The sequence below is a fragment of the Brachybacterium sp. NPDC056505 genome, assembly GCF_042794925.1.
GTDB lineage: Bacteria > Actinomycetota > Actinomycetes > Actinomycetales > Dermabacteraceae > Brachybacterium > Brachybacterium kimchii.
Map to the genome: position 1 here is coordinate 14,578 of NZ_JBHTSV010000003.1, position 19,214 is coordinate 33,791.

23 protein-coding genes and 1 tRNA gene are annotated in these 19,214 nt (G+C 72.4%); 15 read left to right on the top strand and 9 right to left on the bottom strand.

Going from position 1 to position 19,214, the window contains the following annotated elements:
- The first annotated feature begins 81 nt into the window (after window positions 1–81).
- From ACFQ53_RS02975 to ACFQ53_RS03000, 6 genes are all read left to right on the top strand, one after another.
- Window positions 82–420 (top strand): hypothetical protein, encoded by a 339-nt coding sequence (locus ACFQ53_RS02975; RefSeq protein ID WP_377855121.1) that lies wholly within the window; start codon window positions 82–84, stop codon window positions 418–420.
- An 8-nt stretch (window positions 421–428) separates the two neighbouring features.
- Complete coding sequence (locus ACFQ53_RS02980) at window positions 429–902, top strand: NUDIX domain-containing protein (RefSeq protein ID WP_377855124.1); 474 nt, start codon at window positions 429–431, stop codon at window positions 900–902.
- Entirely contained in the window at window positions 899–1,534 is a 636-nt protein-coding gene (locus ACFQ53_RS02985) for a hypothetical protein (RefSeq protein WP_377855127.1), read from the top strand. Before ACFQ53_RS02980 ends, ACFQ53_RS02985 begins: the two co-directional genes overlap by 4 nt.
- A gap of 136 nt (window positions 1,535–1,670) precedes the next feature.
- Window positions 1,671–3,044: an extracellular solute-binding protein gene (locus ACFQ53_RS02990; protein WP_377855130.1), complete on the top strand. Its 1,374-nt coding sequence runs from the start codon at window positions 1,671–1,673 to the stop codon at window positions 3,042–3,044.
- Window positions 3,041–3,985, top strand: coding sequence for a carbohydrate ABC transporter permease (locus tag ACFQ53_RS02995; protein ID WP_377855133.1), 945 nt, complete (start codon window positions 3,041–3,043; stop codon window positions 3,983–3,985). The genes ACFQ53_RS02990 and ACFQ53_RS02995 overlap by 4 nt, the downstream gene beginning before the upstream one ends.
- Window positions 3,982–4,917, top strand: a complete 936-nt coding sequence (locus ACFQ53_RS03000) for a carbohydrate ABC transporter permease (protein WP_377855136.1) — start codon at window positions 3,982–3,984, stop codon at window positions 4,915–4,917. Before ACFQ53_RS02995 ends, ACFQ53_RS03000 begins: the two co-directional genes overlap by 4 nt.
- Here the strand turns inward: ACFQ53_RS03000 and ACFQ53_RS03005 are convergent.
- The gene (locus ACFQ53_RS03005; protein ID WP_377855139.1) at window positions 4,907–6,184 is read right to left on the bottom strand and encodes an acyltransferase family protein; all 1,278 of its coding nucleotides are present in this window, start codon (window positions 6,182–6,184) and stop codon (window positions 4,907–4,909) included. The two genes, ACFQ53_RS03000 and ACFQ53_RS03005, sit on opposite strands and share 11 nt — an antisense overlap.
- 121 nt (window positions 6,185–6,305) lie before the next feature.
- On the opposite strand from ACFQ53_RS03005, the gene ACFQ53_RS03010 reads away from it, so the two are divergent.
- Together ACFQ53_RS03010 and ACFQ53_RS03015 are read left to right on the top strand one after the other, a co-directional pair.
- The gene (locus tag ACFQ53_RS03010; protein ID WP_377855141.1) at window positions 6,306–7,592 is read left to right on the top strand and encodes a sensor histidine kinase; all 1,287 of its coding nucleotides are present in this window, start codon (window positions 6,306–6,308) and stop codon (window positions 7,590–7,592) included.
- Entirely contained in the window at window positions 7,589–8,236 is a 648-nt protein-coding gene (locus tag ACFQ53_RS03015; RefSeq protein ID WP_377855144.1) for a response regulator, read from the top strand. The genes ACFQ53_RS03010 and ACFQ53_RS03015 overlap by 4 nt, the downstream gene beginning before the upstream one ends.
- Before the next feature lie 44 nt (window positions 8,237–8,280).
- On the opposite strand, the gene ACFQ53_RS03020 is transcribed toward ACFQ53_RS03015, so the two are convergent.
- Window positions 8,281–9,408 carry an intradiol ring-cleavage dioxygenase gene (locus ACFQ53_RS03020; protein ID WP_377855147.1) on the bottom strand — a complete coding sequence of 376 codons (1,128 nt, stop codon included), beginning with the start codon at window positions 9,406–9,408 and terminating at the stop codon, window positions 8,281–8,283.
- 224 nt (window positions 9,409–9,632) lie between these two features.
- Entirely contained in the window at window positions 9,633–10,562 is a 930-nt protein-coding gene (purU, locus tag ACFQ53_RS03025) for a formyltetrahydrofolate deformylase (protein ID WP_377855150.1), read from the bottom strand.
- Between the two features lie 148 nt (window positions 10,563–10,710).
- Here purU and ACFQ53_RS03030 point away from each other — a divergent pair, with 148 nt between their 5' ends.
- Window positions 10,711–11,220, top strand: coding sequence for a universal stress protein (locus ACFQ53_RS03030; protein WP_249480228.1), 510 nt, complete (start codon window positions 10,711–10,713; stop codon window positions 11,218–11,220).
- A 12-nt stretch (window positions 11,221–11,232) separates the two neighbouring features.
- Here the strand turns inward: ACFQ53_RS03030 and ACFQ53_RS03035 are convergent, their stop codons facing one another.
- A complete protein-coding gene (locus ACFQ53_RS03035) occupies window positions 11,233–11,766 on the bottom strand; it encodes a DUF2249 domain-containing protein (protein ID WP_377855642.1) in 534 nt (177 codons plus the stop codon).
- A 212-nt stretch (window positions 11,767–11,978) separates the two neighbouring features.
- On the opposite strand from ACFQ53_RS03035, the gene ACFQ53_RS03040 reads away from it, so the two are divergent.
- Window positions 11,979–12,125, top strand: a complete 147-nt coding sequence (locus ACFQ53_RS03040) for a hypothetical protein (RefSeq protein WP_377855154.1) — start codon at window positions 11,979–11,981, stop codon at window positions 12,123–12,125.
- A gap of 89 nt (window positions 12,126–12,214) precedes the next feature.
- On the opposite strand, the gene ACFQ53_RS03045 is transcribed toward ACFQ53_RS03040, so the two are convergent.
- From ACFQ53_RS03045 to ACFQ53_RS03055, 3 genes are read right to left on the bottom strand one after another with little or no spacing between them, the layout of a single operon-like run.
- Window positions 12,215–13,363, bottom strand: coding sequence for a winged helix DNA-binding domain-containing protein (locus ACFQ53_RS03045; RefSeq protein WP_377855157.1), 1,149 nt, complete (start codon window positions 13,361–13,363; stop codon window positions 12,215–12,217).
- Entirely contained in the window at window positions 13,360–13,530 is a 171-nt protein-coding gene (locus ACFQ53_RS03050; RefSeq protein ID WP_377855160.1) for a hypothetical protein, read from the bottom strand. The genes ACFQ53_RS03045 and ACFQ53_RS03050 overlap by 4 nt, the downstream gene beginning before the upstream one ends.
- Before the next feature lie 35 nt (window positions 13,531–13,565).
- Window positions 13,566–14,303, bottom strand: a complete 738-nt coding sequence (locus ACFQ53_RS03055) for a metallophosphoesterase (protein ID WP_377855163.1) — start codon at window positions 14,301–14,303, stop codon at window positions 13,566–13,568.
- 69 nt (window positions 14,304–14,372) lie between these two features.
- Here ACFQ53_RS03055 and ACFQ53_RS03060 point away from each other — a divergent pair, with 69 nt between their 5' ends.
- Complete coding sequence (locus ACFQ53_RS03060; RefSeq protein ID WP_377855166.1) at window positions 14,373–14,957, top strand: TetR/AcrR family transcriptional regulator; 585 nt, start codon at window positions 14,373–14,375, stop codon at window positions 14,955–14,957.
- Between the two features lie 211 nt (window positions 14,958–15,168).
- Here the strand turns inward: ACFQ53_RS03060 and ACFQ53_RS03065 are convergent.
- Window positions 15,169–15,242: transfer RNA gene (locus tag ACFQ53_RS03065), tRNA-Pro, on the bottom strand.
- Between the two features lie 166 nt (window positions 15,243–15,408).
- On the opposite strand from ACFQ53_RS03065, the gene ACFQ53_RS03070 reads away from it, so the two are divergent.
- From ACFQ53_RS03070 to ACFQ53_RS03085, 4 genes are all read left to right on the top strand, one after another.
- Window positions 15,409–16,182 carry a hypothetical protein gene (locus ACFQ53_RS03070; protein WP_377855169.1) on the top strand — a complete coding sequence of 258 codons (774 nt, stop codon included), beginning with the start codon at window positions 15,409–15,411 and terminating at the stop codon, window positions 16,180–16,182.
- Between the two features lie 180 nt (window positions 16,183–16,362).
- Entirely contained in the window at window positions 16,363–16,806 is a 444-nt protein-coding gene (locus ACFQ53_RS03075) for an FHA domain-containing protein (protein WP_200500655.1), read from the top strand.
- A gap of 4 nt (window positions 16,807–16,810) precedes the next feature.
- A complete protein-coding gene (locus tag ACFQ53_RS03080) occupies window positions 16,811–17,506 on the top strand; it encodes a MerR family transcriptional regulator (protein ID WP_377855172.1) in 696 nt (231 codons plus the stop codon).
- A 180-nt stretch (window positions 17,507–17,686) separates the two neighbouring features.
- Entirely contained in the window at window positions 17,687–18,271 is a 585-nt protein-coding gene (locus ACFQ53_RS03085; RefSeq protein ID WP_152352998.1) for a MerR family transcriptional regulator, read from the top strand.
- Window positions 18,272–18,383: 112 nt separating this feature from the next.
- Here the strand turns inward: ACFQ53_RS03085 and ACFQ53_RS03090 are convergent, their stop codons facing one another.
- Complete coding sequence (locus tag ACFQ53_RS03090) at window positions 18,384–19,175, bottom strand: ParA family protein (protein WP_152352997.1); 792 nt, start codon at window positions 19,173–19,175, stop codon at window positions 18,384–18,386.
- Window positions 19,176–19,214: the final 39 nt, after the last annotated feature.

Sequence of the window (19,214 nt, forward strand, 5' to 3'; positions counted from 1 at the left end):
GAGCGCCGTGGCCCGTGCCGGCCCCGTCCCGACCGCCGCCCCGACCCGCGTCCTGTCCCGTCCCGTCCCGAGGAGCAGACCATGAGCCAGTCCTGGCAGCAGGTGCCTCCGCCCCAGCCCCCGGGCCAGGGTGCTCCGGGCCCCACGTCCCCGGTGCAGTACCCGGAGCGCCAGTCCCTGCAGACGCAGGCGATCGTGCAGATCGTGATCGGCGCCGTGTGCGGGGCGATGATCCCGTCGATCCTCGGCATCATCGCGCTCGTGAAGCTCGACGAGCCCACCACGGCGCGCACCCTCGTGAAGTGGGGATGGATCTCGATGATCATCGTCGCCGCGCTCATCGTCCTCGCTTTCCTGGTGACCCTCGTGGTGCCCCTGGTCACCACCCTGATCACCGTCGCCGTGGCGTCGGCGGGCTGAGGGCTCCCATGGCGACCCCCGACTTCGTCCTCGCGCTGCGCGAGCGCATCGGCCACGACCTGCTGTGGATGTCCGGCGTGACCGCGATCGTGCTGGACGCCGAGCGCCGTTGTGCCCTCGTGGTGCGCCGCGCGGACACGGGCGACTGGACCCCGGTCACCGGCATCATCGATCCCGGCGAGCAGCCCGCCCGCGCCGCCGTCCGCGAGGTCGCCGAGGAGGCCGCGCTCTCGGTGCGCCCGCTGCGGCTGATCGAGGTGCGCACGCTGCCGGAGACCACTTACGCCAACGGCGACCGCGCGCAGTACCTCGACCTGTGCTTCGTCCTCGAGCACGTTGACGGGGATCCCCGGCCGGCGGACGGCGAGAACACCGAGGCGCGCTGGGCGGACCTCGACGACCTCCCGCCGATGCCCGGCCGGTTCCGCGAGCAGATCGCGCTCGCCCTCGAGGACCGCCCCGAAGCGGTGTTCCGGGCATGAGCACCGCCACCAGCTCCGCGCGTCCCGGCGACGTGCTCGCCCTCGCCCTCACCCAGCGCACCGGGGACGAGGCCCGCGTGCGGCTGCTGCTGGATCAGCGCGCGCTGGCCGACCGCGTGCCGGACGCCGCCGAGCACCTGGCCGCCTTCGGCGACGGCGTCCTGGTCGAGGTGCGGGTCGGCGAGCGCCTCGCGCTTCCGGGCGTCTGGGTCGAGCGCAGCGTGCTCGACCTGCGCCCGACGGGGGAGCACGAGCCCGTGCGCGAGGAGGACCTGCGGCTGCCCGCCGCCGTGGTCGGCGGCACCGGGCAGACCTCCCTGGCCTGGGGAGAGACCCGCTGGCCGCTGCCCCTGGACGCGACCGTCGCGATCCCGTCCTCCTGCCGGCCCGGGCCCCACTCCCTCCCGGAGCTGCGCCGTCTCGCCCTGCACGCGGCCGGTCGCCGCGCCGAGATCGCACTGACGCTCTGGCAGGACCCCGGCTTCGACGTGCCCTGGCGCGATGTGCGCCTGGTCCCGCACGCCTCCTGGTGGTTCGAGATCGCGCAGGTCCCGCCGGGCACCCGCTACGCCGACGCCGCCGCGGGGCAGGGCGTCGAGGCCGCGCGGCTGCTCGCCGCCGTCCGCGACTGACCCGGCGGACACGCCCGCGCTCGGCCTCCGGGGCCTGCTGCGCTCCGCCTGTAGGCTGGCTCACAGCCACGCGCCGCTCGCGGGGACGACCACGCGTCCCGCGGCTGCCGCCCCTCGATGTGGAGGAGCCTTCCCCATGGTCATCCCGGGACCGACCCGCCCCGACAGACGCACCTTCCTCAGGATCACCGCCGGCGCCGCCGTCGTCCTGCCGCTCGCCGCGTGCTCCTCGGACGCGGGAGCGGACACCGTGCGGATCGCCTACCAGCAGTTCGGCTCGGGCACGAACCTCAAGGACTGGCTGAGCGCGAGCGCGAAGACGTTCACCGCCGCCCGTCCGGGCCTCAGCGTCGAGCTGGTGCCGATCGTCGCCGCGGAGAACGACTACTTCACCAAGAACGAGCTGCTCATGTCCTCGCCGCGGACCTCGGCCGACGTCGTCTACGAGGACTCCTTCATCATGCTCTCCGACGTCGGCGCCGGATACCTGCGGCCGCTCGACGCGCACATCAAGACCTGGGACCACTGGGGCGACGTCGTGAAGGCGTCCCGCGAGGCCTTCACCGCGGAGGACGGACACGTCTACGGCGCCCCGCAGACCACCGACACCCGCGCCCTCTTCTACCAACGCGACGTCTTCGAGGAGGCCGGGCTCCCCAGCACCTGGGAGCCGACCTCCTGGGACGACATCCTCGAGGCCGCCCGCGCGATCAAGGACTCCGATTCCGAGGCCGCCCCGTTGTTCATCTTCAGCGGGAAGGCGCAGGGCGAGAAGGCCTCGATGCAGGGCTTCGAGATGCTGCTCTACGGGACGACCTCCCGTTTGTACGACGAGGACACGAAGAAGTGGGTCCTGGGCTCGCAGGGCTTCGTGGACTCGCTCTCCCTGCTGCGCACGATCTTCGAGGAGGAGCTGACCCTCCCGGTCTCCCAGCACCTCGACCCGAACATCAGCGAGAGCATCTACTCCACGATGATCCCCGAGGGGAAGCTCGGCATCCTGCTGGACGGCTCGTGGATCACCCGGAACTGGGCCGAGGGGTCACCGGGGGAGTGGCCGGAGTGGACCGAGAAGGTCGGCCTGGCGAAGATGCCCACGAAGGACGGCCAGGACCCGGGCACTCTCACCCTCGCCGGAGGCTGGGGCCTCACCATTCCCCAGCACTGCCGGGACGAGGACGCCGCCTGGGCGTTCATCGAGGCGGCGACGTCGACGGAGAACTCGCTGGCCTTCGCGATCGCGGACAACCACATCACCGTCCGCAAGGACGTCGCCGCGAAGAAGGAGTACCAGGAGTACGCGCCCAGCGTCGAGTTCTTCACCGGTCTCCTCGCGACCGCCTACTACCGGCCGGCCCTGCCCGCCTACCCCGAGGTCTCGGCGGCGATCCAGGAGGCCATGGAGGCGGTGATGTCCGACGCCGCGGATCCGAAGAAGGCCGCGGCCGACTACGACGCCGCGGTCACGGACATCGTCGGCGCCGAGAACGTGCAGGAGGAGTCCCGATGAGCACTCTCGGCCCCGAGCGCCCCGCGACCCGGTCCGTGCGGCCGCGCCGTCGGCGCCCCGCCGGCATCGGTGACCGCCTCACCCTGCGGCGCGCGGCGCCCATGATCCCCACCGCCGTGCTCCTGGTGCTGTTCATGGCCGGCCCCATCATCTACTCGCTCTACCTCGCCTTCACCGACAAGGCGATCCGCGGGGACGGCGCCTCGAAGACCTCCTTCGTGGGCGTCTCGAACTTCACCGACGCCCTCACCGACGGCGACTTCTGGAACTCGGTCGTGCTCACGATCCTGTTCACCCTGATCTCCGCCGTGATCGGGCAGAACCTGCTGGGACTGCTGCTCGCCCTGCTCATGGAGCGGGCGAACCGGGTGATCAGCTTCGCGATCACCTCCATCGTGATCGCCGCCTGGATCCTGCCCGAGGTGGTCGCCGGCTACCTGCTCTACACCTTCTTCGCCGAGGGCGGCAGCCTCGACGGCATCCTCGGCCTGGTGGGCATCCCGCCGCAGACGCTGCTGTTCAGCGCCCCGATCGTGGCGGTGAGCTTCGCGAACGTCTGGCGCGGCACGGCCTTCTCGATGCTCGTGTACTCGGCGGCGCTCGGTGCGATCCCCGGCGACGTCCAGGAGTCCGCAGCGATGGACGGGGCCGGGCCGATGCGCCGCTTCACCTCGATCACCCTGCCGCTGCTGCGCCCGGCGCTCGCCACGAACCTCATGCTCATCACCCTGCAGACACTCTCCGTCTTCGGGCTGATCTTCATCATGACCGGCGGCGGGCCCGACCGGAAGAGCCAGACCCTGCCGCTGTACATGTACGAGCAGGCCTTCTCCTACGGCCAGCTCGGCTACGGCACCGCGGTCGCCCTGCTCCTGCTGCTGATCGGGGCCGCCGCCTCCCTCGTCTACCTCCGCCTGCTCCCCGAGGAGGAGAAGCGATGACCTCCACCGCAGCGGCCGACGCCGCCTCCGCACCCGCCTCCCCGTCCGCCGCATCCGTCCCCGGCCCGACGACCGCGCCCACCCGGCGCGGCCACAAGGGCGGCAAGGGGCCGCGCGAGCGCACCGCCGAGCTCGCCTCGAGCCTCGCGATGATCGTCATCGGGGTGGCGTTCCTGATCCCGCTGCTGTGGGTCGTGCTGGCCTCGTTCAACGAGAGCGCCACGCTCTCGGTCAGCTGGCCCGAGAAGTGGAGCCTGGGCAACTTCCGGGCGATCTGGAACACCGAGACCACGTTCCGCCCGCTCGGGAACTCGCTGCTGCTGTGCGGCGGGGCGACGATCGTGACCATGGTCGCCGCGGTCCTGTGCGCCTACCCGTTCTCCCGGTACCGCTTCGCGGCCAAGCGTCCGCTGCTGCTGACCGTCATCTTCGCGACCGGCCTGCCGATCACCGCGATCATGATCCCCGTCTACTCGCTGTTCGTGCAGGTCAACCTCATCGACTCGATGTTCGGGGCGATCCTCTTCCTGGGTGCCTCGTCCCTGCCGTACGCCATCTTCCTCACCAAGGGGTTCATGGACTCGGTGCCCGTGGAGATCGAGGAGTCGGCATGGACGGAGGGCGCGGGCGTCCTGCGGACCCTGTGGTCCGTGGTGCTGCCGCTCATGCGCTCGGGACTCTCCGTGGCGACGATCTTCACCTTCGTGGGTATGTGGGGCAACTTCTTCGTCCCCTTCATGCTGCTGCTGAGCCCCGATCACCTGCCGGCGGCGGTCACCCTGTACACGTTCTCCTCGCAGTACGGGCAGGTGGCCTACGGCCAGCTCGCGGCCTTCTCGATCTTCTACTCCCTGCCCGTGGTCGCCCTGTACCTGATCATGGGCCGGAGCCTGGGCACGGGCTTCGCGGCCGCCGGCGGCGTCAAGGGGTGATCGGCCGACGGGCCGCGCGCCGGGGGGCGGGCAGCAGCGCCCGCGGCCTGCGGTGCCCGTTCAGCCACCGCCCGATCCAGGTGCTGCGCACCATCAGGTCGTAGGCGAGCAGGAGGATCCCGGTGGTGAGGAGCAGGTTCAGCGCGACCTTCATGAGCGGGGGCAGCGGCAGCTCCGCCATCGCCAGGCCCAGGGCCACGACGACTGGCAGGTGCAGCAGGTAGATCCAGTACGAGGCGTCGGCGAGGTAGCGGATCGCGAAGATCTCGCGGTCCATCGCGCGCGCGGCGAGGCCCAGGAGCCCGCGCACCCACGCCCACCCGGCCAGCGGGACGAGCACGAGGGTGAGGACCGGGGACCCGGGGGTCCCCGACCCGCCCACCAGGAGAGGCGCCGTGAGCAGGCCGGCGAGGGCCAGGCAGAGGGGCCACCCCCGGGCCATCCGCTCCAGGGAGGTGCTCTCGGCCTGGAGGAACCAGCCCACCAGGAACGCCCCGCCGTACGCGAGCGACGCGCCCGGTACCGGCACCAGGGTGGTCGGCCCCTGGATGCCGCCGATGATCGTCCCCTGGGCGACGAGGCCCGACGCATAGGGGAGCGCGGCCAGCAGCAGGCCCGCGGGGCTCGAGAGCACGCGGCCGATCATGCGGGCGGTGCGGCCCGCGCGCTCGGCGCCCAGGGCCTTCACCAGCAGCGCCCGGACCAGGACGACCACGAGGATGATCTCGACCAGCAGCAGCAGGAACCAGAGCTGCCCCGGCGTGAGCAGTTCGAGCAGCCCCGGCGCGCCTCCCTCGGCCCCGCCCTGCGCCTTGCCCGTGTCCCCGGCCCCGCCCTGCACGGCGCCGGGCAGCGGGCGACCCAGCAGGGCGCTGCCTCCGACGATCACCACGGGCAGCGAGAGCACCGCGAGGGGCCAGAAGGCGATCAGCGGGGCCCCGATGCGCAGCAGGCGGTCGCGCACGTACGACCCGGTCCCGCGGCGCATGAGCACCATGCGGCCGAAGTAGCCGGCCAGCATCATGAACAGGATCATCCGGAACAGGTGGATCACGACCATCACGGGCAGCGCCCACCACGCGGTCCGGGTGTCCTGGAAGAGCCAGGCGGCGCCGGGGACGAACCCGAGCACGGTGTGCAGCACGACCCCCAGCAGCAGGGCGCCGGCGCGGAGGGCGTCCAGATGGTGCAGTCGCGCGGACGGTGTGCGCGGTCCTGTCTCGGTCGTCGGCGAGGGGGACGTGGACGGATGCGCGGAGGAGGCCATGACCACGACGCTAGGCAGGGGCGTAAAGGGACGGATCCCCTCACCGGCGTCCGCACCCTCCGCCGATCGGGGGATGCCCCGGCGCTGGCGCCCGGTGCATGCGCGGGGGAGACTGGGGCGCATGCCTGTGGCGATTCCGCGTCCGACGGCGGGCGCGCGCCCGACGGGGCTCGCGGCCCCGCTGCCGATCCCCGTCCGCGGAACAGGGAGCGAGGCGACGATCCCGACCGGTCCTCTCGGGCGGCTGCTGACCGTGTGGCTGCCGCCCCTGCTCGCCGCGGTCTCGTGGACCGTGGGTCTGCTCGCCTCCGACGCCCTCGGGTTCCGGCACCTGATCCTCTGGGCCCTCGTGCCCACCCTCGCCACGCTGCTCCTGCGCGTCGTGCTCACCCGCAGGGCGCGCGTGCGCGGGGCGGGGGAGTCGGGTCTCGTCGCCCTGTTCGCCGTCCACCAGGCCCTTCTCGTGCTCACGGTCGCCCTGAACCCTCTCGCCTGCATCTACGCCTTCGTGGGCTATCTCGACGCGCCCCGCTTCCTGGCCGGCCGGGCGATCCCGGTCTCGGTCGGGGTGACGGCGCTGATCTGCGCCTTCGGCCAGACGGGCGGAACGGCGGGCGTGGCCGCCGCGCCTGCGCTGTTCGTGATGCTCGTGCTGGTCAACGTCCTGCTGAGCCTGGGCATGATGCACCTGGACAAGGAGCGCGAGCGGGAGATGCTCACGCGTGAGGCGGCCGTCCGGGAGCTGACCGAGGCGTATCGCGAGAACTCGGCGCTGCACGAGGAGCTGGTGCGCCGCGCCCGCGAGCGCGGCGTGGCCGAGGAGCGCACGCGCCTGGCACGGGAGATCCACGACACGGTGGCCCAGGGCCTGGTCGGTGTGATCCGTCAGCTCGAGGCCGTGCCGCAGGAGTGCCTGGACGACTCCGCGCGCCGGCGGATGCGGACGGCGGAGGAGGCGGCGCGCGAGAGCCTCGTGGACGCGCGCCGTGCGGTGGAGGCCCTGGCCCCTCAGCAGCTCGAGGGGGAGGACCCTCTCGAGAGCCTCGCGGAGCTCGTCGCCCGCTGGTCGCGGACCCACAGGATCGTCGCGACCTTCGACGCCGACGCGGCGCCGAGCCCCCTCCCGCATCCCCATGCGGTGGTGCGCGTGACGCAGGAGGCGATGGCGAACGCCGCCCGCCACGCCCGGGCGGGCGCGCTCGAGATCGTGCTCGAGGGGGAGCCCGACGCGCTGGTGCTGCGGATCCGCGATGACGGCCGCGGCTTCGACCCGGCGGAGGCCGCCGCCCACGGCCGCGGGCACGGGATCCCGGGCATGCGCTCGAGGATCCGCGAGATCGGCGGGACCCTCGACGTCGACTCGGCGCCCGGCGAGGGCACCCTGCTGACCGCCAGGATCCCGCGGTGAGCGCCGCCGTGCGTCCCGCGGTGGGCCCCGCTGTGCGGGTGCTCGTAGTCGACGACCATCCGGTGGTCCGCGACGGACTCGTGGCGATGCTCGGCGCCGACCCCGGGATCGAGGTGATCGGCGCCGCGGAGGACGGCGCCGAGGCGCTCGCCCTGATCGCCCGTGATCACCCGGACGTCGTGCTCATGGACCTGCGCATGCCGGGGATGGGCGGCGTCGAGGCCATCCGCGAGCAGCGCAGGCGCGGGGGAGAGCAGCCGCGGCTGCTCGTCCTCACCACCTACGACACGGACCGCGAGATCCTGGGGGCGCTCGAGGCGGGAGCCGACGGCTATCTCCTCAAGGACGCGCGCGGAGAGGACCTCGCGCGGGCGGTCCACGACCTCGCCGCCGGGCGTCCCGTGCTGGTCCCGGCCGCGCTCGCGGCGCTCACCGCGCAGCGCGGGCCGCGCCCCGCGCTCAGCGACCGCGAGAGCGAGGTGCTGCGCCTCGTGGCCGAGGGATGCACGAACCGGGCCGTCGCCCGTCGCCTGCGCATCGGCGAGGCGACGGTCAAGACGCACCTCGCGCACGTGTACGAGAAGCTCGGCGTCGGGGACAGGGCCTCGGCCGTGCGGACGGCGTGGGAGCAGGGGCTCGTCTAGCTCCGACGAGCCCCTGCTCCCGGCGTCGTCGCCATGCGATCGTCTCAGCGCGAGGCGACGAAGACGCCGCCCACGAGGGAGGCCTCCACGGCGGCGCTCCCCGAGCTGCCGGACGAGGAGGTCGAGGAGCTGTTCTGGGTCCCGCTCGCGCTGCCGCCGTCGGATCCTCCGCCGTCGGACGCGCCGCCGGGAGGCATGCCGCGCTGACCGCCGCCGTCGGACGGAGGCGCACCCCCGCCGTCGGACGGCGGCGTGCCGCCCTGTCCGCCGCCCGCGCCGAAGGCGTCGGTGGACTGCCCGGGCTCGGTGCTCGGGTCGATCGCGACGGGCAGCGTCACCGTGAACCCGCTGTCGGCGTCGCCGTCGACGTCGGCGAGCTGCAGCTCCCCGCCGTCGTCCCCGAAGACGTTGTCGGAGTCCAGGGTGACCTGCGCGAGGTTCTCGGCCGAGCCGTCGTACTCGTCGAGCGCGTAGACGGTCTCGCAGACGTCCTGGGGGAGGGCGACCTGCGAGGTGGCCAGCAGGTTGTCGGTGCTGGTGATGGAGTCCGCGTCGGGGTAGACCTCGAAGTGGATGTGGGGCCAGCGACCGGTGTAGCAGGCGGGGAAGATGCTCGTGAAGGTCACCTGCCCCTTCTCGTCGGCCACCTGGACGCCGCGGAGGTAGTTCTCGGCCTCGAGGCCCTCGGAGTACAGCGAGTACTTCCCGGCGGCGTCGCAGTGCCACACGTAGACGGCGACGCCCTCGTAGGGGTCGTTGTCCGCCTCGAGGTTCGTGAGGGTGAGCGTGAGCGACATCGGTACGCCGTCGGCCCTCGCGCTCGCGTCGCCGAAGCTCGAGGTGATGTCCGAGCGCACGATCCCGGACTCGGTGAGCACGTTCGCGCCGTTGGTGCCGTCGGCCGGATAGGGGCCGTTGGTCTCCTCGGGGATCTCCCCGTCGCTCGTGCCCGAGCCGCCCCCGTCGGAGGCGGAGGACGAGGCGGCGTCGTCGGAGGCGTCGGACGTGCAGGCCGCGAGGCCCACGGCGGCGGCCCCGAGCCCGAGGCCCGCGAGGGTCCTACGGCGTGAGAGCAGTGTGGCGAGGTCGAAGCCCAGTCCCTGGTCGGCCAGCGGCTCCTCGGGGTGGGAGAGGTCGCGTCCCTGGTAGCTCACGCGGCCGTCGCCGGCCACCTCGACGCGGGAGTCCTCGGGTGCGAGGGATGGTGGCGGGGCTCGTCCGGCTGCGGGTTCCGCTCCGGCTGCGGCTGCGGGGTCTGCGGGCTGTGCGTGGTCATCGCAGGTCCTTCGGTCGTTCTTCTGGGGCGAGAACGATCCTGCGGGGCGAGCCCGTGCCGGAGGCAGGTCCCGCCTGTGCCGGCGCTGTGCGACGCGGGCCGTGCGCCCGGGGAGGGACGTCAGCGGAAGATGACCGTGCGCATCCCGTCGAGCAGCACGCGTGACTGCGCGAACCAGGTGACCGCCCGCCGCAGCGCGAGGCACTCCTGGTCCTGGCCGATCTCCCGCAGCTGCGCGACCGAGTGCGAGTGCTCCACGCGCGTCACGTTCTGCTCGATGATCGGGCCCTCGTCGAGGTCCGAGGTGACGAAGTGGGCGGTCGAGCCGATGAGCTTCACGCCGCGCTCGTGCGCCTGCCGATAGGGGTTCGCGCCCTTGAAGCCGGGGAGGAACGAATGGTGGATGTTGATGCAGCGACCGGCGAGGGCCTCGCACAGCTCGGGGGAGAGGATCTGCATGTACCGGGCGAGGACCACGAGCTCGATGTCGTGCGAGTCGACCGCCTCGAGCACGGCGCTCTCGAAGGCCTCCTTCTGCTCCGGGCCCGCGACGGGCAGGGAGCGGAAGGGGACGCCGTGGAACTCCACGAGGTCGCGCAGGGTGTCATGGTTCGCCATCACGAGCGGCACCTCGATCGGCAGGTGCCCGGAGCGCTGGTGGAACAGCAGGTCGCTCACGCAATGGGCGGCCTTCGAGGCGAGGATCAGGGTGCGCCGGGGTCTGCCCGCGGCATCGAGGGAGGCCTCGAGGCCGAAGCGCTCGATCACCGGGGCGAGCGCGCCCTCGAGCGCGTCGCGCCCCGTGTCCGAGGCGATCTGCAGGCGCATGAAGAAGCGCCCCGTGTCGGGGGAGGCGAACTGCTGGGACTCGGTGATGTTCCCGCGCGCGGCGACGACGGCGCCGCTGACGGCGTGCACGATCCCAGGCCGGTCCTCGCACGCGAGGGTGAGCACCCAGGTGGTCGGCGCGGTGGTCGGCTCCGCGGGGGTCTGGGAAGCGGTCGTGGGGCCGACGGGTGCGGCGGGCTTCTCGGCGGGGGTCTCGGGCATGGGAGGAGTCTAGGGAAGAGCGGGGCCGCCCCGGCGGCTCGGACCGCGGGATGGGCTGGTCGAGGGGCTGGACTTCTCCCCGGAGGCGGGGGACGATCTCGGTATCCGTGCACCGCGCTCCCGCGCGGTCAGGGGAGGGAGGTCAGTGATGATGGACGCGACCCCCACCGTCGTGGTGGGTGTGATCCCTGGACAGCACTCCCGGGTCGTCGCCGAGGCGGCGACCTTCGCCGAGCGCTTCGGCGCCGAGCTCGTGTGCGCGAGCGTCGACGCCTCGAGCTACACCCTCGAGAGACGGCCCGACGGCACCGTCACCGCACTGCCCGTCGACCCGGACGCCTTCGAGGAGATCGTCGAGGTCTTCGACCCGGCCCTGCACCGGGCGATCGCCGAGACGCTCGCCGACCGCGGCGTGCACTGGTCCACGGTGGCCCTCGCGGGTCCGCCGGCGCAGGAGCTCATGCGCCTGGCCGACCAGCTGGACGCGGCGATGATCGTGGTGGGCACGCGTGAGTCGGGCCTCCGCGCCTCCCTGCGGGAGTTCCTGAGCGGCTCCGTCGCCGTGCACCTCGCGCACCACCAGGAGCGGCCCGTGGTCGTGGTGCCGCTCGCCTCCCATGGCGAGGACCTCACCCTGCCCTGGGAGGACGAGAGCTGATCCCCTCGCGCCTCAGCGCGGGGCGTCGGTGATCTGGAGCGTCGGCCGACGGCGGTGCACGGTGAGGTGGCGCAGCCCCTCGGGTCCCGCCGTGAAGGCACGGCGCGAGCGGCGGGGGAGCAGCACCAGCTCGCCCGGCGCGAGCGCGACCTCCCCGCGCTCCGTGGTGATCGTGCCGCTGCCGGCGAGGACCACGACCAGCACGTCGTGATCGGGTCCGATGTGCTCGCCGATGCCGCCTCCCGCGGGCAGGATCACGAGGTTCGAGTCGAGGTCGCGCGGATGCACGCCGATCGACCAGGCGGCCCCGCCGGCCGACCCCTCGGGCAGCTCGACCTCGGCGGTGTCCACGAGCACGCGGGCGAGCGCGGTCGAGGCGAGCCGTGAGATCCGCACGCGCCAGTCGCCGTCCTCCGTGTTCTCGTACTCCCAGCCGAAGCTGCCGGGCTGGTCCCGCTCGAAGTCCTCCCGCAGGTGGAGCGGATCGTGGTCGTTGACGAGCACGAACGACTCGCCGACCCCGAGCTCCTCGAAGCGGGCGAAGATCCGACCGTGCCGCTAGGGCTTCGCCACCTCGCGCACGTCCAGGACGGCGGGCTGCGAGGGGCGCGCGGACTGCGGATCGGTCGACGGAGAGGGCACGGAGGGACTCCTTCTCTGAGTGGGGCGGGTGGGGGTATGACCGCACCCTACGTGCGGCGCAGTACCCTCGAGCCGACGAAGGTCCCAGCGGCGAGGGAGGCGCGATGAGGGAGGGCGTGTCAGTGCGCATCGAGGGCGGGGAGCCCGCCTGCTGGCTGCAGCGCGTGTGCCCGGACTGCGGCGCGCTCACCGAGCAGCCCGGCGCGACCTGCTGGCGCTGCGGGCGCCGCCTCGAGGACGCGGCGGATGAGTCCGAGACCTGATCCGCGGACCGCCTGCACGCCCCTGCGTCCCCGCGCGGCCTTCCGGCCGGCCGGTCCCGACCCCGGACGGAAGGCGTGGTCCTGGTCCCTCACCGGACCGTGTCGGTGCTGCGCCGGGGAAGCGGTATCGGGCGCTGGCCGCCGCTGCGGAACCGCTCGAAGGCAGCCGCGGAGCGAGCGAACGCCAGGCGGTCGGACGCGGTGAGGTCGTGGAACGGCTCGAAGGCGGCCGTCGTGCGCCCCTCGGGATCGGTTCCTCGCCATGTTCCGATCACCCTGCCGCGGGCGAGCATCATGGGGTGAAAGATGCCGTTCCGGCCGCTGGTGACGCGGCCGGCGAACTCGTCCGGCAGCACGGCGGAGCGGTCCCCGTATCCGAGCAGATACTCGTCGTACCCGGGCAGCACGTGCGTGGTCCTCGGCAGGCGCAGTCGACCCACGCCGCGGTCCCCTGCCCCGTCCATCGTCCGTGCGGTGGCCCAGTGGGTCGCACCCCGGTGCTGGAGCTCGATGAGGTCGGCGCCTGCCAGCCGGATGGCCCTGCGTGCCTCGGAGAGCGGCATCCTCGCCCACCAGGCGAGGTCCCGGTCCGTGGCAGGACCGTGTCCGGCGAGGTACCGACCGGCGAGCTCGCGGAGGGCGTCGTCACCGGCGAGCTCGGCGGCGTCGCCGATCCACTCCTCCGCGAGGACGAGCCCCTGCCCGGTGCCGCGTGCCGGCCCCCAGCAGACGATGCCGCTCTGCGCCAGCCACCAGATGATGTGATAGCCGCGCTCCCCGCCCGTCGCGATCCCGGCAGCCTCCAGCCCGCGAAGGTACTCGGCACGGGGAAGCGCAGTGCGGTCGCCGAGAAGCGCCTCGGTGACGGAGCGCGCGCGCCGCAGTGCCCGGGCGTCGAGATCGAGCCGGCGCAGCCGCGGGCCCGCCGCAGCGATCTCCCGTGGAGAGGTGATGCCGAGCAGCCAGCGCAGATCTTGTGCAGCGAGAAGATGCAGGGTGCCGCGAAGCGGCGAGGCGCGGATGACCTCGGCCTGTTCGAGCGCGCGGTGCACGTCGTGAAGGGTCGATCCACGAGCGCGGACGCCGAGCCCCCATGCGCCCTGCGCGAGGTCCTGAGCCTGCACGGCCAGCATCCTGGTGGCGACCTCGCCGATCGAGAGGCCCGCGCCGCGTGCCACGAGACCGTGACTGCGCAGCCGAAGGGCGCGGAGCTGTGCGGTCGTGATCGTGGTGCTCACCGTGCCACCGCTTCGACGACGGCGCGGCGGCGCCCCGGGGGCAGGGCGATGAGTGCTGCGGGCTCGGACGGATCCCTCACCGTCACGGCGAGGCCCAGCAGCCCGGAGTGGACGGCGAACGGTTCGCAGTGCTCCGCACCTCGTCGCCTCTGTCGTCGTGTGCTCATCAGTGTCCTCCGTGACGCCGGGGAAGGATAGGAACTCATGGTCGCTCGGGGGACAGGTAGTGGTAGACGGTGCTGATCGAGCCGTCGGGGCCGACCGTGTGGATCGCCATGCCCGGCATCGCGCTCGGATCGGCGATGGGGTCCATCCTCCCTCCGAGACGCATCGTCGAGACGACGCCCGGGGCTCCGAGGATCGGTCGACCCGCGAATCCCGCGGCGAACGCCGAGTGGACGTGGCCGACGAGGACCGCCGCAACGTGCCCGTGATCGTGGACCACATCGGCGAGGGACCCCGGATCCAGGAGGCCGTTCCGATCCATGAACTCGTGCCCGACGGGGACCGGTGGGTGATGCAGCGCGAGGATCGCGGGACCGCCGGTCGCGCTGAGCGCTTCGTGCGCGAAGGCGATGGACTCCGCCGCCAGCTCCCCGCCGATCGACGACTCGATCAGGCTGTCCAGACCGATCACCGTCAGCCCGCCGACCGTGCGGACCGAGTTGAAGTAGCCGTTCGTGTCCGGATCGACATGTGCGGCGAGCGGCGCGCGCCGATCGTGGTTCCCGGGTACGACCTGGAGTTGCGGCACCCCGGAGAACAGATCGAAGAACTGGGCGTACTCGGCGGGATCCGCATCGTCGGTCAGGTCTCCGGAGACCAGCACCAGGTCGATGTCTCCGAGAGTCGAGATCTCCTCCACGAGCCGTTCGACGCGCCTCGCGCGGTCCGGGCCGCCGTCAAGATGTGTGTCGCTGAGATGTGCGATGCGCACCATGCCAGGTGCTCCTTCCATTCCGGATGTCGACAGCTTACATACCTTGAGGTAGGTATGTAAGCTGTCGGCATGAGTGCATCGCCAGCCCCTGGCGCGTCCGACCGTGGCGCCAGGACCCGCGAACGGCTTCTCGTCGCCGCGCAGGAGCTCATCTGGGAGCAGGGTGTGAGCGCCACGACGCCGCGCCAGGTCTGGGAGCGCAGCGGCACGGGACAGGGGAGCCTCTACCACCACTTCCCGACGAAGCACGCACTCGCTCTCGCCGCGGTGACCCGCACGGTGCGGCAGATGCTCGACGGCGCACGCGCCTCGCTCGCGCACGACTCCGAGCCCGAGGAGCGGGTGCACGATTATCTGACGCGACCGCGGGACGCCGTCGCCGGATGCCGCGTCGGACGACTCACGAGCGATGCGACCGTGATGGCCGATGACGAGCTGCGGGCCGCCGTGCGCGGCTATTTCACGCAGCTCCTGGATCTTGCGACCGTGGTCTTCGAGGAGGCGGGCGAGCCGCCCGAGGCGGCGCGACGTCGCGCGACGACCGCCGTCGCCGTCATCCAGGGCGGGTACGTGCTGTCGCGTGCGCTCGGCGACCCCGCACCGATGCGGGACGCGACCGAAGGACTTCTTCAGCTCCTCGACATCGCCGACTGACCCGGCTGCACCCCTGAGCGGTGCGCTCCGGGACGCGAACGTCCGGCTCGCAGACAGGAGACGTGCGCTTGCCCCGGGACAGGGCATCCGTGCATCAGGGCACGGCCCTGCGGCCGTATATAGGGAGAGGCCCGCCCCGGCGCTGGCCGGGTGCGGGCCTCTCGGTCCATATATGCAGTTCACCGATGTTTCCGGCGACCGATTCTCTCGGTCGGGCTGACAGGATTTGAACCTGCGACCCCTTGACCCCCAGTCAAGTGCGCTACCAAGCTGCGCCACAGCCCGGAACCTCCGCGGCGGGAGGACCGGGATCGATGCTACCCCGGAAGATGCGTCGAGAGCGAATCCGCGAGCGCGTGACCTGCGGCACCCCGGTCGACGCCCCGCCGCTGCGCGCGTCAGCGGTGCGCATGCGATAGTGAGGCCAGCCCCGTCGGCAGGAGGCCCGAGGATGGATCAGCAGCACAGCGAGCACCCGTCGGCGCCGCGCGAGGAGATCCCCGGCGCGCCCGTGCCCGACCTGCTCGAGCAGAGCCCGGGCCTCGACCTGCCCGAGCTGCCCTGGCGCGTCGCGCAGACCGCGAGCGCGCTCGCCCAGCTCTCCCATCACGTGCTCGCGATCGGGCCGCGCGCCGCGCGCCTCCTCGCCCGCCTGCGGGGCACGCTCGCCGAGGAGGGCGTCGCCGCACTGCCCGTCGGTCCCGCCCACTCCCGGACCCGTGAGCACCTGGGCTCCCTGGGTCTGGAGGTCCTCGACCACGATCCGTCGGACGTCGGCGCGACGCTGCCGTTCCCGCCCGAGCGCTTCGACCTGGTCATCGTGCTCGACGCCCCCTACGACCCGCGCGAGGTCCATCGCGTCCTCGCGCCCGAGGGGATGCTGCTCGCCCAGCAGCGGGGTCCCGGCGATCTCGCCGAGCTGGGCTCCAGGGGCTCCCCGGACACGCTCGCCGAGCACCTGCGCCGCGTCACCGAGGCGGGACTCGAGACCGAGCACTCGGACACCTTCCACGGCGAGGGGCGGGTCACGACGCGCGAGGGTCTGCGCGCCCTGCGCGAGGGGGAGGGCCTCGTCCTCCCTCCGACCGGCGGCCACGGGGCCCTGCCACTGCGGATCACGCTCTCGCGGTACCTGGTCCAGGCGCGTCGCCCGAGCCGGCCCGCTCCGGCGCGCACCGACTTCGCCGAGATGCTCGACGACCCCCTCGACGTTCCCCGCGTCTGACGCGACCCCGGGGCTGACCACGTGCGATGGCCCGCGCGTCCACGATGCCCGATTTCGTGGACCGGGCGCGCAACCGGTCTCGGTCAAGTGTTCGTCAAATCTCCACAGCATTGTCCTTGCACCTCCCGGGAGCCCTCGTCCACATGGGAGGATGGTCCGACCTAGGGAAGGGGAGCATCAGTGACCGAGAACGCCGACGGCACCTACGACAGCCTCGACAAGACCTCGACGCTGCACGCCATCCCCACGCAGGATGCGCTCGAGGAGCCGGAGCACGGCCTCAACCAGCAGGACCGTGCGGCGATCGAGAACCTCCCCGACGGCAGCGCCCTGCTGATCGTCCGCAAGGGCCCGAACCTCGGCGCGCGCTTCCTCCTGGACGCGGAGAAGACGGTCGCCGGCCGTCATCCCAACAGCGAGATCTTCCTGGACGACGTCACCGTCTCCCGCAAGCACGCCGCCTTCCTGCAGCAGGGCGCGGACTTCGTGATCCGCGATCTCGGCTCGCTCAACGGCACTTACGTGGGCATGGAGCGTGTGGACGAGGCCGTCCTGCGCAACGGCCAGGAGGTCCAGATCGGCAAGTACCGGCTGACCTTCCACCTCAAGCCCGGGAAGGACTGAGCCCGTGGCGGCATCGGCCTCGCGCAGGCCGACCCCGTCCGGCAGTGCGCGCCTGAGCATCGGGCAGGTCCTGGATCTCCTGCAGGAGGAGTTCCCCGACCTCAGCCACTCCAAGCTCCACTACCTCGAGGCGGAGGAGCTGATCTCCCCCGAGCGCACTGCGAGCGGCTACCGCAAGTACTCGCGCGCCGACGTGGACCGGCTGCTGTTCGTCCTGCGGGCCCAGCGCGATCGCTTCTGGCCGCTCAAGGTCATCAAGGAGCACCTGCTCGAGCACGGGGTCGACGACGACGTCACGTCGATCGCCTCGCGCCCCGGGCCCACCTCCCAGATCCAGCCCGTCCGTCTCGACCGGCGCGGTCTCCTGCGCGAGGCGCAGATCGACGAGGAGCTGCTCGAGGAGCTCGAGAGCTACGGCATGCTCGAGGAGGGTCTCGTCTTCTACGGGGCCTCGGAGCTCGAGATCGTGCGCGCTGCCCGTGTCCTCGCCGACGAGGGGCTGCACCCGCGCCACCTCGTGATGGTCCGCACGTCCGTCGAGCGGCAGGCGCACATGCTGCGCTCCGTCGCCCAGCCCCATTCGCGGCCGACGGACGCCGCTGCCCGCGGCCAGGCGCAGAGCCTTGCCGAGGAGCTCGGCGAATCCCTGAACTCCCTGCACAACGCCCTGCTCAGGAAGCAGGTCCACCGCGGCGGGTGACTCCGCCGCCCTTTCCGTCCCTCCCGATGGCGCGCCCGCGCGGCGGTGTCCGGATCCTCCGCGCGCGCCCGGATTCGTCGGCGACACGCGCGGGACGGGGAGGACGCCCGCGCGAGGAGACGCTAGGCTGTCAGCGTGCTCTCACCCTTCCCCATAGGAGAGCCGCTACCGGAGGCGAATGTGAACAGCGATCAGCGCGCGGACCGCACGACGCAGTCGACAGTGCCCGCCGAGGACGCGCAGGGCGTGCTCTTCGACGAGCTCGTGGATGCGCCCGGCGAGTTCGGCTACCGCGGCCCCGCAGCCTGCAAGGCCGCCGGCATCACCTACCGCCAGCTCGACTACTGGGCCCGCACCGGCCTCGTCGAGCCCGGCGTGCGCGCCGCGAGCGGCTCGGGCAGCCAGCGCCTCTACGGCTTCCGCGACGTGCTCGTCCTCAAGGTCGTCAAGCGGCTCCTCGACACCGGCGTCTCCCTCCAGCAGATCCGAGTGGCGGTCAGCGCGCTGCGTGAGCGCGGCGTCGAGGACCTCGCCCAGATCACCCTCATGAGCGACGGCGCCTCGGTCTACGAGTGCACGTCCGCGCAGGACGTCTTCGACCTGGTCCAGGGCGGCCAGGGCGTCTTCGGCATCGCCGTGGGCCGCGTGTGGCGCGAGGTCGAGAGCGAGCTCTCGGTGCTTCCGAGCGTCGATCCGGCCGACGACGCCGAGATCGCCCTGCACGACGAGCTCGCCGCGCGCCGGCGCACGCGCCACGCGGGCTGAGCGGACCACGAGCGGCACCGCCGCAGCAGACACGCACGAGGGCGGGCACCCGGGAAGGGTGCCCGCCCTCGTGCGATGAGCGGAGCGGAGCGCGCGCGCCGGGAGGCGCTGCTCAGCTGTCCTGGCGGGAGTCCATCACGCGCTTCAGCAGGGCGTCGAAGTCCTCGGTGAGCCGCGCGCCGCTCGCGCCGTGGTACTCGTGCAGGGGGACCGCTCCGCCCTGCGCCTGCTGCAGGCCCACGCGCTCCTCGATGATGGGGTCGAGCACGAGGTCGCCGAACAGCTCGCGCAGCTCCGCCAGGCGGTACTGGTGCTCGACGGAGCGCGGGCGGTAGCGGTTCACGACGAGGCCCAGCGGCTGCAGGCGCGGCGCGAGATCCCCCTCGCGCATCTCCTGGGCGAGCTTGAGCGCCCGGTCGGCCGCGGTGACGGCGAAGAAGCCCGGCTCGCAGACCACGAGCGAGCGGTCGGAGGCGGACAGAGCCATCTGCGTGAGCCCGTTGAGCGAGGGTGGGCAGTCCACGATGACGAGGTCGTAGCGGTGGGTGCGGCGGTCCAGGGCGTCGCGCAGGCGCCGCACCTCCCGGCCCTTGGGGGCGGGGGAGTCGACAAGCACCGAGCGGTGGCTGCCGGGGATGATGTCCAGGTGCGAGGAGGAGTCCTTCGACCACGGGGCCGGGATGATCGCGCGGTCCACGGTCTCGGTGCGCGGCGAGGACAGCACCTCGGCGACGTCGGTGGTGGTGCCCGGCTCGCCGAGCAGGCCCAGGGTCGCGTCCGCCTGCGGGTCCAGGTCGATGACGAGCGCGTTCACCCCCTGATGGAGGGCCGCGGACGCGAGGCCCAGGGTCACGGACGTCTTGCCGACGCCACCCTTGAGGGAACAGACGCTCACAGTGAACACACGGCGAGTCTACCGATCCCGAGCCGCTCGGCCCGCACC